At 70.1% G+C, this 14506-nt stretch carries 9 protein-coding genes and 3 pseudogenes; 5 read left to right on the top strand and 7 right to left on the bottom strand.

The genetic code is table 11. The annotated features are described in order from the left end of the window. From QF032_RS00005 to QF032_RS00015, 3 genes are all read right to left on the bottom strand, one after another. Nucleotides 1-1001 (bottom strand): patatin-like phospholipase family protein (locus QF032_RS00005; protein WP_307054173.1); only part of this gene is annotated, 1001 nt, incomplete at its 3' end. Then, a complete protein-coding gene (locus QF032_RS00010) occupies nt 998-3547 on the bottom strand; it encodes a ThiF family adenylyltransferase (RefSeq protein ID WP_307054175.1) in 2550 nt (849 codons plus the stop codon). The genes QF032_RS00010 and QF032_RS00005, both read right to left, overlap by 4 nt. Further along, the gene (locus QF032_RS00015) at nt 3544-4848 is read right to left on the bottom strand and encodes a hypothetical protein (RefSeq protein WP_307054177.1); all 1305 of its coding nucleotides are present in this window, start codon (nt 4846-4848) and stop codon (nt 3544-3546) included. Before QF032_RS00015 ends, QF032_RS00010 begins: the two co-directional genes overlap by 4 nt. Nucleotides 4849-5352: 504 nt before the next feature. Here QF032_RS00015 and QF032_RS00020 point away from each other — a divergent pair. The 3 genes and pseudogenes from QF032_RS00020 to QF032_RS00025 all read left to right on the top strand — a co-directional run bounded on the left by QF032_RS00020 (nt 5353) and on the right by QF032_RS00025 (nt 9215). After that, nucleotides 5353-7323: a helicase associated domain-containing protein gene (locus QF032_RS00020; protein WP_307054179.1), complete on the top strand. Its 1971-nt coding sequence runs from the start codon at nt 5353-5355 to the stop codon at nt 7321-7323. Between the two features lie 201 nt (nt 7324-7524). Next, nucleotides 7525-7683 (top strand): annotated as a pseudogene (locus tag QF032_RS40505) (IS256 family transposase); the annotation flags it as partial. Between the two features lie 239 nt (nt 7684-7922). Further along, entirely contained in the window at nt 7923-9215 is a 1293-nt protein-coding gene (locus QF032_RS00025; RefSeq protein WP_307054180.1) for a PQQ-binding-like beta-propeller repeat protein, read from the top strand. Between the two features lie 251 nt (nt 9216-9466). Here the strand turns inward: QF032_RS00025 and QF032_RS00030 are convergent, their stop codons facing one another. The 3 genes from QF032_RS00030 to QF032_RS00040 form a co-directional block, all read right to left on the bottom strand. Continuing rightward, nucleotides 9467-9994 (bottom strand): hypothetical protein, encoded by a 528-nt coding sequence (locus tag QF032_RS00030; RefSeq protein ID WP_307054182.1) that lies wholly within the window; start codon nt 9992-9994, stop codon nt 9467-9469. Nucleotides 9995-10583: 589 nt separating this feature from the next. After that, nucleotides 10584-10979 carry a cupin domain-containing protein gene (locus tag QF032_RS00035; protein WP_307054184.1) on the bottom strand — a complete coding sequence of 132 codons (396 nt, stop codon included), beginning with the start codon at nt 10977-10979 and terminating at the stop codon, nt 10584-10586. Further along, nucleotides 10976-12424: an MFS transporter gene (locus QF032_RS00040; protein ID WP_307054186.1), complete on the bottom strand. Its 1449-nt coding sequence runs from the start codon at nt 12422-12424 to the stop codon at nt 10976-10978. Before QF032_RS00040 ends, QF032_RS00035 begins: the two co-directional genes overlap by 4 nt. 58 nt (nt 12425-12482) lie before the next feature. Between QF032_RS00040 and QF032_RS00045 the strand changes: the two are divergent. Both QF032_RS00045 and QF032_RS00050 read left to right on the top strand, forming a co-directional pair. Continuing rightward, a pseudogene (locus tag QF032_RS00045) lies at nt 12483-13182 on the top strand (TetR/AcrR family transcriptional regulator). Between the two features lie 75 nt (nt 13183-13257). Continuing rightward, a pseudogene (locus tag QF032_RS00050) lies at nt 13258-13803 on the top strand (Tn3 family transposase); the annotation flags it as partial. A 365-nt stretch (nt 13804-14168) separates the two neighbouring features. Here QF032_RS00050 and QF032_RS00055 read toward each other — a convergent pair. Further along, on the bottom strand, nt 14169-14417 hold the full coding sequence (locus tag QF032_RS00055; protein ID WP_307060554.1) for a hypothetical protein: 249 nt from the start codon (nt 14415-14417) through the stop codon (nt 14169-14171). Nucleotides 14418-14506: the final 89 nt, after the last annotated feature.

Here is a 14506-nt window from a genome sequence, read left to right on the forward strand (position 1 = left end):
AAGTTGGTCGGGTAGGAGGCGACCGCGCTGCGCGGAACGAGGTCGGCTGGCGGCGCGGGCAGGCGGTCGTCCTTCATTCCGAGATAGGCAAGGGCGAAACCGTCGATGCGTCCGCTCGCGGCCCACTCGTGCAGGCGGGCGCGGGCGGAGTCCTGGGCCTTGCGGTGGACGGTGGCGAAGGAGCGGCTGAGGCGCCCGAGCATGAAGTGCGGTGCCTTCAATGCGAGTTCCCCCAGCCCGGCGTCGCAGGAGATGATGAAGGGCACGTCGTAGACGTGCTGGGTGTGGTGCGGTGAGCGTCCCGGTTCGAGGACGGACAGGCCGAGGTTGTCGTAGACGCCGCCGTCGGTGAGCAGCACGGTGTGCTGCTGGTGGTGTCCGTCGCGGTGCTGGAAGGTGAAGGTGCGTTCCAGGGCTGGCAGGAGCGCGGGGTAGGCGGCGGAGGCGGCTACGGCGGTGGCGACGTGGACGGGCTCGGTGATGGTGCCGTAGCGGGAGCAGCCGCTGCGGGTGCTCCCGAAGCGAACCGCGTTGGTGGTGGCCAGGTCGGTGGCGGTCAGAACGACGTCGAGACCGGGGTGGGTGACGTCGGCCAAGGTGGTGGTGCCGAACGCCTTGTGGGCGAGGACGGCGGCCAGGGCGTCGGTGCGGTTGGCGGGGCGGGCGACGGTGACCTGGGTGGTGCGGGTGAACAGTTGGCGGGTGCCTGCGCGGGCGGCCGCGGTGAGGTTGCGGGCGGCCGCGGAGGGCTTGAATGCCTGGCGTGCGATGTCCAGTTGCAGGCCGGAGCGCAGCAGGTCGGTGGTGCTGGCGTCGAAGTCGGTGAACTCTTTCGGGCCGTAGGCCCACAGGGCGGCGAGGAGGGACCCGCCGGAGATGCCGGAGACGACGCGGATGCAGTCGAGGAGATCGCGGTCGTGCAGGGCGCGCAGGCACCCGAGGTGGAAGGCGGCGGCGCGGGAGCCGCCGCCGGACAGGGCGAGGCCGATGGTGGGGGTCATGAGCGGGAGCCCTTGCGTGGGACGGGGACGGGACTGTGGGGGCGGGTGGAGTAGCCGCCGGGCCACCACTGCACGGGGCCGAGGTGAGCGGGTGGTTGCTGCGGGGGCGGCTCAGCCGTGACCGAGGCGGTGCGGGCGGCGAGGTGGGCGTAGAGGTCGGGGCTCTCCCCGGTGGCGAGCCACTGGTGCCAGACGGGAGGTGGTCCTCCGGCGATGAGGACGAGGGCGCGGGCGGGGGCGTCGTCCAGCGGGAGGGTGAGGCTGGTCATGGCGGCGCGGTCGGTGGTGCTGGGCTGTGCTGCGGTGTGCGGGTGGGTGTGCCACATGCCCAGGAAGCGGCTGATGTTGCCGGTAGCCTTCCGGCGGGCGGTGAGGTGGCCGCCGACGCCGTCCAGGCCGTGCTGGAAGTAGGCCTCGGTCAGCAGGGAGTCGGGGGGCGGGCCGGTGGCCTCGTCGATGAAGATCACACCGGTAGCGTCGTCGACGGCGCCGAGCAGGGTGCCGCCGGTTTCCACGCGCGGGCCCCGCACTCGGGCGCCGCGGCGGGCTTCCGCGCGCATCTCGGCCAGTGCGGCGGGGGTAATGCGCACGTCGTAACCGGTGGCCTCGTCCGTGGCGAGGGTGTCGTTGGGCCAGGTCAGCCAGCGCGGCCCGGACGGCTGGGTGCTGGTGGGGCCGGTGGGCATGCGGACGATGAGGACGGCCATGGTGTGCCGGTCGGCGGGTTCGGCCAGGGCGTGGAGGACGCCGGTCGCCAGTTGTCCGGCCAGTGCGGTGACGTCGGCGGCCGATCCGGTGAAGGTGGTGTCCGAGCAGCCGGGTTCGGGCTGGAAGAGCTCGGTCGGGGGTGTGGTGGGGAAGAAGTCGTCGATCAGGTCGTCGAAGGCGCGCGTGGCATCGGCGTGCGCGGCCAGCGCGGTGCGCCGCAGGACGTCCGTGCCACCGCCGGTGGCACCGCGGGGTGAGATGGCGGCGATGCCGCGGGTGGCGTGGTGGCCGATCATCAGTGTGGCCAGGTGGGGCCAGGGGGCGGTGTCGGTGCGGCGGGCACGTTCGAGGTGGGCGCGGACGATGCGGTTGGCGGTGCAGTCCCAGATCAGGTCGAAGGTGTGTAGGTCGAGGGCGGACAGCCGGGTGGTGACGTTGCCGACGAGGGCTTCGACACGGGTGGCGTGGGGGTCGATCCGGTTGAGGCGGTCGGCCAGGACCCTCGCCTTGGAAAAGCCGATGTCGGCGTCCGTATAGGGCTGGCGGGCCAGGATTCCGGGGTGGACGAGTCCGTGGTCGGCGACAGTGAGGTGCGCGGCTCCGGCGCGGGTGCACATGTCGGCGACGGGTGCTCCCAGGGCGCCCGCGCCCAGGACGAGGATGCGTTTGCCGCGCAGCCAGGCCGCAGGGCTGGCGTGATCGCGTCGGACCGTGACCTCGGGCCGGGCTTCGTAGACGCGCATCCACCGGGTCCTCTGGCGGTCGAGCCAGTCGGTGCCGAACCGGACGACCTCATCGCCGAGTTCGGCCAGGTGCGCATGCCCGCTGAAGGCAGTGTCGGCGGCCAGGCGCCCGACCTGATCGGCGAAGTCGGGCAGGTGCCAGGCCACCAGGTGCGTCCGGCGGGGCCTGTCGCCGGCGATACCCCGCGAGGGGGTGCCCAGCAGCAGGTGCACCGGCGCGGCTGGGGTGTCCTCGTCGTCCCCGGTCGACGCGGTGGCGTCGGCGTCAGCGTCGGGGCACAGCAGGGTGCGGTTGTGGCCAGCGACGAATCCCGTCAGCCCCAGCAGCAGGCGCGGCGTGATGTGGTCGCGGGCCAGGAACTCCACCAGCTCGCGCGCGGTGAGCGGGTATTCGAACGTCAGGTGCTTCGTGGTGACGACGACGGGGGCGAGGAAGGCGCGGGCGTCGGCCGGCAGCGCGGCGCTCTCCCGCAACTGTTCCAGGCTGTCGGGCCAGGGGTCCTCGACGGCGAGCCAGCCCACGACGTCGCATCTGATGTCGTTGACCTGGTGCAGTACGGCGGCGCCCAGCCACGGCCCGTCCGGTCGTGCGACGGGCGCGTCGTGGCGAATCACGAGGAGTCCCGCGGTGTGGTCGGTCAGGGCGTTCGGGGGGTGCAGGGGTTCGCCGGGCCGATCCAGTTGTCCCGCGGCGGCCGCCTCGAACCAGTCCAGGAGGCGGGTGATGAACCCGTACATGCCGTCGGCCGGATCCCACTCGGTCGCCGTCGAGCGGTACAGGCACAGGTGGCGGCCCCAGTTGACGTGCGGGGCGCCGGCGAAGCGGGTGTGCCGGGTTTGCACGCTGGGAGCCCTGAAGGGAAAGTCCGGGGGGATCCGCAGGGTGACCGCCTCGACGCTGCGCAGCCGCAGGCCGTTCTGGGTGGGCGGCAGGTTGGCGCAGCCGACGCTGACGCGGGCCTCGACGTACCCGTCGGCTGCGGCGGCCACGTGGGTGGCCGCCACCGATCCTCGAGATGCCTGGACGATCCGGTGCAGCTGGTCGAGGGCGAGCTGCTGGCCCTCGGTGAGTTCCAGGGTGGTGCTGTCCTTCACGCGGCACCGAATCCGATCTGCACCGCGGGCTCGGCCTTGTCACCCCTGGCCTGCTGCACACCGGCGCGCGCGGCGTCCGTACCCCGCGGGTGCGGCAAGCCGGTACCGGCAGCGAAGGCCGCGGCCGGGTAGCGGGAGGCACCCAGTGCGGCCAGCAGCCGGCGTCCCCCGCCCGCGGCCTCCAGCATCCGGGCCTTGCTCTCCAGGTCGGCGACGTCCACCAATTCGAGGCCCAGGCCCGGCTCCAGGGCGAATACCACCGGACGGGGTTCCTCCTTGGAGGGGTACTCCCCCGTGCACAGCACCTCGTAGTCGGTGATCGACGCGTAGGCGTCCCGGGCCAGCAGGTGCGGCGGGTTGTTGCCCTTCTCGTCCTTCTCGCGGAAGGGCAACGAGCTGGCGATCACCCGGGCGTCCGGGCTGGCATGCGCCTGGAGCAGGTCAAGAAGGTCCTGCTTGAGCTCCTCCTCGCCGTCCTCGCCCTCGGCGTACATGGCCTTCTTCGAGCAGTGGTGCGGGGAGAGCAGCACGTCCCACTCCACCCGGTCCGCGTTGCCAGCGGCCTCGCTGTTCTCGAAGATCATCTTGATGATGGGGTAGGCGAGGTCGCCCAGGAACAGCAGTCGGCCGACTGTGCCGTCACTGGCCTTCAGCTGTACCTGCAGGGCCAAGGACGTGTCGTTGCGGTCGCCGGCGCAGTGGTCCTTGAACGGTGCGTGGACGAACGCCTCGAACCGGTCCTCGACGTCTTGGCCGTCGATCTTGGTGATCACGTCGCCGGGGAAAGTGAAGTACTCGTCGGGCAGTTCGGCGTAGGAGTGCAGTTCGCGGTCCTCGTCGTAGCCGATGATGCGCACCCGGTCACCGCTGGCCGGCACCTTGCCGTCCTTGACGGCCTTGAGGGTGGCGTCCACGCGTCGCTCGACCTCGTCCTGGAAGCGCTGTGCGTCCTCGCACATCGGCTTGTCCTCGGACAGTTCGCGCCACAGCCGGGGCGTCGCCCAGATCTCCCCGATCAGGATGGAGCTCTCCAGAAGGTCACCGAAGCCGCAGCAGTGGTCCGAGTCGGCGTGGGTCAGGGCGAAGACCGCCAGGTAGGGCGTCTCGCCGTCGGGTCGCGGGAGGGTCTCCTCCAGGCGGTCGATGACGGCGGCGACCACCGCGTCGTCCTCGTCGGCGGCCTTCATGTCCCGCAGGTCCACCTGCATGACCAGGTTGTCGCCCAGCACGATCGTGGTGGAGTCCCCCGTGCCCACCGGCCAGAACACCACCCCCTGTCCTGGCAGTTCCGTCTCGACCATGTCACACCTCTTCACTCGATCTTGATCAACTAGCGGTAAAACAGGACAAGTTCACCCGATGAACAGGTCTACCACGCGCCACTGACAACGCCGCCGCCATCGGGCCGACGGAGACCGACACGAACGCCTCCCCATCACGCACGGCGCCCCCTTGCGCCGGCGAACGAGTACCCATGCCGCCCGGCAGTCCGAACCAGGGGGTGCACCGTCGCGTCGGTATCGGCGTCGTACGCTTCGACACTTCCACCGGCTCGCCGTCCACGGCGACGGTCACCGTCTTGTGCTGGTCCCCTGGTGCTGGGTGTCCGCCGTCGCCATGACGACCTCCCCGAACCACCCCGACATCGCGAACATGCACGACACCTGAAACGCCAGCTCAGCGGCATTCCCAACACGACTTCAGTCGGTAAAACGGACGAGGCGCACAGGGTTTCGGGCAGGATCGGCCGGCCGTGGGCGGTCGTCCACGACAACACGCGCATCCCCGCCCTGCGCCGCCTCTACATGACCGCCACTCCCCGGCTGTGGCAGCTAGATGAGGACTCCGAGCAGGGCGCGCCGGGTGAACTGGTGGCGTCGATGGATGACGACCCCAGCTCACCGTTCGGCAGCAGGGCGTTCACGTTGACGCTCTCGGCGGCCATCGACAGGGGAATCTGTGCTCCCTACCAGGTGGTGTGCCTGGACATCACCGACACTCAGCTCCAAGCCGCACAACTCCTGGGCGAGGACGCCCGCTCCGAGCAGGTACGCGGGGCGCGGCTCGCCGCCCTGCAGACCGCCCTGGTGAAAGCCTCTGCGGAAGAGGGCTTCCGGCGCACCCTCGTCTTCCACCACATGGTGAAGGAGGCCGAAGCGTTCGCGGCCGACCTCCCCCACGTCGCCAAGCGACTGCACGACGCCGACCCGGAGCTGTACCCGCGGATGGTCTGGGCCAACTGGCTGTGCGGCGACCACAAGCCCCTCCACCGGCGCCGCGTCCTCGACGAGTTCTCCAAGGGAATCGCTGCTGACGGCACCGTCGTGGAGAAGACGTTTCTTGGGTCCGTTCGCGTGCTCGGCGAAGGCATCGATACATCCCACTGTGACTCGGTGTACTTCGCCGACGTACGCGGCTCCATGCCCGACCTCGTCCAGGCCGTCGGCCGGGCGCTGCGGATGCAGCCCGGCGAGGGCAAAACGGCGTCGCTGGTCGTACCGGTCCTGCTCGGGCCCGGAGAGAGCGCCGACAACATGCTCACCAGCCGGGCGTACGGCGGCCTTGCGAAGCTGCTTGAAGCGCTCAGAGCGCACGACACCCGCATCGTCGAACAACTCGCCGAGCAACAGGCACAAAGCCGTGTCAGGGGCGTGCAGAGCCGCGGCGGACCGGAAGGTGAGGGAGCCGAGAGCGACCGAAGCGACCGACTGTCAGTGCCGGCCCGGGAGCTGCTGAAGTTCTCCACGCCGCGCGACCCCGCGCAGCTGGCCGCGTTCATCAACCTGCGCGTGATCAACCTCGAACACCAGCACTGGCGACGCGGCATCGAAGCCGCCACCATCTACCACCGGCTCCACGGCAACCTGAAGGTCCCCTTCACCTACCGCGTCCCCGACCGCGACGACCAGGAAGCGGAAGCCGAAGAGTGGCCGACCTCCCTCGCCGCGTTTCCGCTGGGGCAATGGATCGCCGACAACCGGCGCTTCTACACCCGCGGGGACATGGACGCCGACCGCGGCGAACAGCTGGAAAAGCTGGGCATGGTCTGGTCCCACTACGACGTCGCCTGGGAAGAAGGCCTCGCCGCAGCCCGCAGGTGGGCAGCCGAAGCAGGTCACCTCCTGGCGCCACTGGACGCCACCTACCAGGGCTACCCGGTGGGCATCTGGCTGAAGAACGCACGCGCCGCCGCCCGGAAGGCCGCCGAGATCGAGCAGCGACGCGCCGGGGGGCTTGTGGTGGAGTCGGCGGCCGGGGCGCTGTCGCAGGAGCGGCGCGAGCAGCTGGAGGAGATCGACCCGTCGTGGTGCCCCGCCTGGCCCGTGGAATGGCAGCGCGCCTTCCATTTGGTCCGGCTGCGCCTGGAGGTCGGCGGCGAGCTCCCAATGGAGCCGGGCGTGGTCGTGCACCAAGGCGAGGATCTGGGGCGGTGGGTGCGCTCGGTCCGGCTGGGCTGGGACAAGCTGACGACCGTGCAGCAATGGATGTGTGAGCACATCCTCGGTATCGAGCCCGCGGCCGAGGACGAGAAGCCGCGCCCGCGCCGTACGCAGGCCGACAAGTGGGCGACGAACTACGAGGCCGCCAAGCAGTTCTACGAACGTGAGGGACACCTTCGAGTGCCGAGGAAGCACGTCGAGCGGATCGTCGGCGAAGACCAGGAGGAGCGGGAGCTTCGGCTCGGGGCATGGGTCGGCAACCAGCGCAGCAGGGCCGCGACGCTGACCCCGGAGCGGATGGAGCAGCTGTCCGTGATCGGGATGCGGTGGGTGTGATGGGCATCGTCGTCACTAGGGTCGTCGTGCTCGCGGCCAGCTATCTACTCGGGCGTCTGCCCCGTGGCAGCGGGCGGGCGACTGGGCGGCCGATCAGGTCCGCTTCACCGGGACGTGGCTCGGCGGCTTCGGCCGCCAGGCCGTCGTCGTCCTGGTCCACGTCGTCACCGCGCCGCGCACCAGCTGGCGCATTATGCGCGCCCCGGCTATCGAGACGCAGGAGCTGGCCCTCGCCACGACCAGTCTGCCCAGGCCCGCTGGCGCGCGATCACCGCACCCCATCTTGTTGCCCTCGTCCGCAACGGTGCCCGCTTCAAGAACGGTCACCTCGTCGAACGCCCCGAAGCCATTGCGGCCTGAACAACCCCGCTGATGTTGACAATTACTCTTCCGCGTCGAACATGACCGCCCCCATCAGATGTACTCGCACGTGATCGCCGCAGCATAGGGCGACTGGGGTACGGCTGATCCGACCCCCTCGTGCTACGAGGTCATCACGAAGGAGGCGGAAGAGCGGCGAGCAGGTTTGCGGGCGTTCTACCGTGTGGGCGGATCCGGGGGGCGCGATGAGGCATCGGTGGCGGCGAGGGCTACTGACCGTGGCGGTGGGGCTGCTGGTGGCGGGCTGTTTCGCCCCGTCGCCGCCGATGTTCGGCGATGGGGAGGCGGTGCCCGAGGAGGCCTCGCGTGTTCCACTGCCGGTGCGGCCGGGCCCCGATGGCACCTGGGCGCTGAACGACCCCGCAGCGGGGCTGCTCGGCCAGGGCCGCACGCTGGTCCGCCTGGATGGCGCAGAGAACGGGGGCTGGCGGCTGACATTGCCGGCCGAATTCGCGTTGACCTCGCACCAGCCCGGCGCGGCGCACTCCGTGCTCGGCGGTGGTCGCCGGGTGATACTGGTCGGCGGCAGAGACGGCCGCCGGGGTCCGAGTGCGATCGCCGGGCTCAACCCGGAGCGGGGGCTCCTGCTCTGGCGTCAGGCCTTGCCGCTCGGCAGCCAGGTTTTCCTGTTGGAGAACAGCTCCGTGGTACTGACGGCGGTCTGCCGCCCCAGGTCCTGCCGCCTGACCGGCTGGGACGCCTGGTCGGGTGTACTCCAGTGGACGCGCGCAGTGTCCGGGGCGGTAGGAGTCGTCTGCCAGGCCGACGCGCTCGCCACCGCCGACGGCCGCAGTGGGGACCATTGCGGGCCCTATCTGGTCACCCCCGACCGTGTCGGCACTGTTGACCCGGGCGACGGCGGGCTTCACTGGCAGGCGGCGCTGCGGCCGCCCGACGGCACCGTCGATCGAATCATCAAGGAAAACGACCGGGTCATCATGGTCACCGCACCGGCCAAGGGCAGCTGCCACGCCACCGTCCTCGCCAGCGGGGTGGAATCCGGTGACGGGGACCGCGGCTGGCAGTACAGCTTCGTCTGGGACCAGCCTCAGGCCCCGCGCGACGCGCGCACCGGATGCCGCTGGGACCGCACTCTTCCCCTGATCGTCGGCTACCGCATGGTACTGCCGGACGCCAAAGGCACCCTGGTCGTCGATCCCTACTTCGGCACCCTGCGCCGCTCCCGGCGACTGGCCCCGGGCGAGTACCTGGTCACCTACGGCACCATGAACGAGATCATCCGCGCGCCCGGCCGCCCGGATCGGCTCCTGTACGCAGGCGCCGACCAGCTGGTCCGCCCCCACGGGCTGAGCCCCGCGGCGCGGTCCGTCACCGGCGGCTTCTGGCAGGACGGTCGCCGCCTGCTCCTGCTGGACCACCGGGGCAATACCCTCTGGCGGGGCACATCGGACTGCCAGGCGTTCCGGCCCGCCAACAAAGCCGTCGGCGGGCCGCTCGCCTACTGCGACGGCAACGACCTGGTGACCTTGCGTCCCGTGCACAAAGACTGACAGCCCCGTACGACCGGCTGGCAGGCACCGCTTGGTGGCGTACCGGCCTGGGCAGGGCCGCGCCGGCCGGGTGGCCTGTCGCACATCCGCCACACGGACGCTAGTGACAGTGCGAAGTCGACGGAACCCATCCACCGCGGGCATAGGCCAAAAGCGGAGTGGCCCGGAGCTTGCGAGCAGTCCCATCCACAGGATTTGACAATTCCTCGGCGCCAGCAGACCCGTGCCGCAAGCTCAACCGCCTTGACCCCCTACAGCTGGTCCCCCACTCCGGCTGGTTCCGGAGGATGGATCCCGCCACCGTCCTTGACGTCCTGATCGCAGGTTCGTCGGTCATAGGACTGGTCATTGGGGATCAACAGCACTCCGGCAACCTGCTCAGGGTGCTCGACAGCGAGCCGGCCGTCGCCCGTAAGAGCACCGTCCGGCTGCTGCCACGCCTCCGACGAATAGATCGTCTGACACCCCAACGCCACGCGCTTCTTATCGACCGCGCAGACGTCCACTGCACGGCCGGAGTATTCGTCGGCGCCGTCGAAGCGGTAGTGGAAGTGGACCTTGTCACCTTCGGAGGGCACCTGCGGGTGGAGCTCAAGGCGCCAGCCAACGACCTCGACGGTGACGCCGGGACGCTGCCCATACGTGTCCACGACCTGCACCCTGACACCGGCCTTACCGCGCTTCGCCGTCGTGTCGGTGCAGCCCCAGGACGAGCAACCGGACAGGGCGAGAATCACCAGAGCCAGCGGGGCAACGGCGAGTGTCCGTGCAGGTAACACTGAGGTGACCTCCGGTAAGGGTGAGGCGGAGCAGTGTATCCCTGGGCCGCCTGGCAGCTGCGGGAGATGACGGCGAGTGCCTGCGGCAGTGAAGCCGAAGCGCAGAGGAGCCCTGTGAACTGGGCGGGCGCATCCCGATGCAGCCGACTCACCAAGTGAAGCAATGTCACAGCTCCGGGTCGCGCTGCCGGTAGCCGTCCATCGCGGGGAGGAAGTCGGCCGGCTCCATGTCCGCGTGCACGCCGAGGTCGACCATGGTGGCGAGGCAGGCATCGCGCAGCCGCTGGCCTCGACTCTTGGCGGCGCATGGCCCGCCAGCACAAGGTGTTCATCGCGCTTGCCGGGGACATCGCGCACCAGGCCGGACCCCACAAGATCTGGACTTACTGGGGCGGCCGTCGTCACCGGCTTCAACGGATATGCAGCTGACACGTCCCTGCATGGCCAAGTAATCCGGCGTGCGGGGCGGTCGACATGAGAGGGTGGCGTGCCCACCCGGCGCGCCACCCCTACAGATCGCCATGAACACGGGCCTTCTTCGGGCGAGTTTCGTGTGGCCCGACAACTGCTTTGCCGGGCCACCTTCCCCTCAGTGGGTATCGGTGCGCTTTTCGAGGCGGGTGCGGTTGCGACGTGTGATCGACATCAGGTCGCTGGGGGCCTCCAGCTCCAGGCGGTGCCAGCGCCCGCGGGGAACGATCACGGCGGTGCCTGCCTGCAACTGCACCATTTCCTCGCCGCCGCCGGGCCTGTCGGGACGAAAGTAGAGACGGACACCGCCGGTCAGGCAGCACACCGCTTCCTCGGCCTCTGGGTGCATCTCCCAGTGGTCGGCGTGCACGTCGGCGTCGGTCCCCACGTGGAACGTGGCGATCTGCCAGGCGCCGGAGCCGTTGCTCGTCATCTGCCGTTCGACGGCTCGGACGTCGCCGTCGGGGTGGAAGTGCAGTGCCGAGGCGAACAGGTCGACGGTGGTGGTCTTCATGACGGTGTTCCTTCCAGCTGGTTCTCTGCGGGGGCGGTGGATTGCGGGAGAGGTGTGACGGTCCGGCGGCGCGGCAGCACACCTATCGCCACGACTGCCGCGAGCACGAAAATGGCGGCGGCGATGGCCAGGCCCAGGGCGTAGCCGTCGTTGAGCGCGGCGGGGTCGGTGGCTGTGCCGGTGTGGTGCGCGGCGATGGTGGCCAGGGCAGCCAGGCCGATGGAGCCGCCGAGTTGGCGGGAGCTGTTCATGAGGCCGGAGGCCATGCCGGCCTCACGCGGAGCGACGCCGGTGGTCGCGGCGGCGGCGACCGGGGCCAGGACCAGTCCGGCGCCGACGCTGGTGACGAGGGAGGGGCCGAGCACGTCGGTGAGGAAGCTGCCGTCGGGGCTGATGAGGGCGAACCAGGCCAGGCCCGCGGCGGCCAGCAGAGCGCCTGGCACCAAGGATGCACGGGGGGTGCGTGACGCGGTGATGCGGGTCGCGCCTATGGTTCCCGCGACCAGCCCCAGGGAGAAGGGCAAAAATGCGGTGCCGGTCGCTGCGGCACCCATGCCCAGGACCTGCTGCATGTACAGGGACACCAAGTAGAACGCCGTGAACTGCCCGGCCGCGGCCAGGAACACCAGCACGTTCGCGCCGGCGACCCAGCGGCTGCGCAGCAGGCCGAGGCGCAGCAGCGGTGCGTCGGCCCTCGACTCGGCGAAGACGAAGGCGGTCAGCAGTACGGCCGCGGCAGCCAGGGTCGCCCACGTGACTGGGGAGTCCCAGCCGAGGGTGTCGGTGCGGACGACACCGAGCACCAGCAGCCCGACTCCGCCGGTCGCCAGGACGGCGCCCACCCCGTCGAGCCTCTCGCGCCGGGCGGGTGCTGTTCCGGCGGGCACCCCAGCGGGGATGAGCGCGAGAGCCGCCACGACGATGGGCAGATTGATCAGCATGACCCAGCGCCAGCCCGCGTACTCGGTCAGCAGCCCGCCTGCCAGCACACCCAGCGCGCCACCAGCGGCGTTCACCGCGCTCCACACTCCGAGGGCGCGGACGCGCTGGGGGCCTTCGGTGAAGGTGGTGGTGAGCATCGCCAGCGCGGCCGGTGCGGCAGCGGCGGCGCCCAGGCCCTGCCCGGCGCGTGCGGCGATCAGTTGCCAGGGCGTCTGGGCCAGTCCGCCCGCCAGTGAGCACAGCCCGAAGACGGTAAGTCCCAGCGCGAACATCCGACGCTGGCCGTACAGGTCGCAAGCGCGGCCTCCCAGCAGCAGGAACCCGCCGAACGTGAGCGCGTACACGTGCACGACCCATGACAGATCGAGCGGCGCGAATCCCAGCGCGTTGCGGATCGCGGGCAACGCGACGTTGACCACGGACATGTCCAGGGCGACGACGAACTGGGCGACGGCGGCTGCCGCCAGCACCACGCCTCGTCTCTCCCGCGAGTTTTTATACATGTAAGAAAACTTAGCGCCGGACGATGGCCGCTGTCGACACCTGCGGGATGATGGGGGCATGCCGCAACCGTCCGCACCGCGCAAAACCCCGGGCCGACCTCCCCGTATCTCTCGAAAGGAGATCATCGAGACAGCCCGCCGGATCGTGACCGAGACAGGCGTGGAACGGCTGACGATGCGGCGGCTGGCCACGGAGGTCGGCAGTACGCCGATGGCGCTCTACCACCACGTCCGCGACAAGGAAGAACTGCTCCTCCTCCTGCTGGACGACTACGCCGCGCGGACGCTGCACCGACCCGAATTGCCGGCCCACCCTCGCGAGCGGGTCATCGTCGCCGCCACGGCGATCCACGAGGCGCTCGCCGCCTGCCCATGGATCGTGGAGGTGCTGACCGCCGACGACTTGATGTCCACATCCGCGCTGTGGTTTGTCGAGCAGATCGTTGACGGTCTGGTTGAATGCGGCCTCTCCCTCGACGGGGCCGTGCACGGCTACCGTTCCATCTGGTACTACACCGCCGGAGAGATCGTGGTCAGGACGACAGCGGCCCGGCGGCGCGCAGATGATGACCGTGCAGACCTACCGGGAGCAGGTCTTTGCCGATCTCGACTCCAGCGAGTTGCCCCGCTTGGCGCAGGCCGCGGACCGCTGGGCGCCGCTGACCGCCGAGGACACCTACCAGGACGGGCTCCGGGCCCTGGTGGACGGCCTTCTCGTCGGCCCCGGTGTCCCAGCTCAGACACCAGCCGCAAAGTAGGCCGCGGTAGCGCGGCGGGCCCGTTTCTCTGTTGTAATGGCCGGGCGTCGGCCACCCTTGTCGCCCTTGGCCTCCTACTCCCAGCTCAAGAGCTGTTCCTCCTCCGAGGTCGCGGCGATGATCGAGGGCCTGCTGCTGCACTGCACGGACGCCGAGGTCGAGTCCAACTACGCCGGCACGCACGGCGCGAGCGTCGTCGGCTTCGCCTTCACCGAAACTGTTGAACTTCCGCCTGCTGCCGAGGCTGAAGAACATCGGCAGCATCCGCTTGTACCGCCCGTACGACACGCCGCCCGGCTGGCCGGCGCTCGGTGCCTCGCTGACGCGGCCGATCCGCTGGGAGCTGATCGAGCAGCAGTACGACCAGATGGTCAAGTACGCCACCACGCTCCGCCTCGGCACCGCCGAGGCGGAGCAGGTACTGCGGCGCTTCACCGGCGGCGGCCCCAAGCACCCCACCTACCAGGCCCTCGAAGAACTCGGCCGCGCCGTGCGCACTTTCTTCGCCTGCAACTACCTGGCCAGCCCGGCCTGCGCCGGGAGATCCACGGCGGGCTCCAGGTCGTCGAGAACTGGAACTCGGCGAACACCGTGCTGCACTACGGCAAGGACGGCGCTCTGACCGGCGCGGGCAAGGAACACGCCGAGGCCCTCGCGGCACGTTCGCCGGGCCTGCGCGACCCTGGCCGGGTGCGGCAGCTGGGACAGGGCGTACTGCAACGCGACGGTCTTGCCCTGGCCGGCGTCGCCGTACAAACACACCACCGCCCCCACCCCGGCCGCGTGCGCGACCGTCCGCAGCACCGACCGCACAGCAGGCGTGTGCACCACCTGGGCATCCGGGACCAGGACCGGGACCTGCGCCAGATGCTTCTGCTCCCGCAGAAACACCTGTCCACCGACGCCTTTCTCGGCCACCACGTTCAGGCCCAGCTCACTGAGGGGATCCGGCCTGCGCGGCCCGGCAACCTCAGGCTCCCGCCCGGTCAGCAAAGCCGCCCCGCCCTACGGTCCCGGCGGATCACCCGGCACAACGTCGACATCGACGGAATGGCCACCTCGCCGCCGGCAGCCACCAGCCGACGCCTCAGCTCCGAGACATTGCCCCCCGCCTCACCCAGCAGCGCCCACACCTCGTCCGACACCGCGTATCCCTGCCGGACCGGCGCCTCTGCCCGCCCGGTCGACTTGGCCTGCTCCAGCCAGCGCCAGACCGTACGCTCCGAAACACCCACCGTCTCAGCGACCGCACACACATACCGCGTCGACAACTCCCCCGCCTGCTGCCCCTCCAACAAACGACGCACCACCAACGCCCTCGGCA

Origin of the sequence: Streptomyces achromogenes (assembly GCF_030816715.1) — a bacterium.
GTDB classification, from domain to species: domain Bacteria; phylum Actinomycetota; class Actinomycetes; order Streptomycetales; family Streptomycetaceae; genus Streptomyces; species Streptomyces achromogenes_A.

Coding starts and splice junctions, on each gene's coding strand:
- QF032_RS00020 (WP_307054179.1), top strand. CDS start 5,353: ATGACCGCCACTCCCCGGCTGTGGCAGCTAGATGAGGACTCCGAGCAG.
- QF032_RS00035 (WP_307054184.1), bottom strand. CDS start 10,979: ATGAAGACCACCACCGTCGACCTGTTCGCCTCGGCACTGCACTTCCAC.
- QF032_RS00040 (WP_307054186.1), bottom strand. CDS start 12,424: ATGTATAAAAACTCGCGGGAGAGACGAGGCGTGGTGCTGGCGGCAGCC.
- QF032_RS00015 (WP_307054177.1), bottom strand. CDS start 4,848: ATGGTCGAGACGGAACTGCCAGGACAGGGGGTGGTGTTCTGGCCGGTG.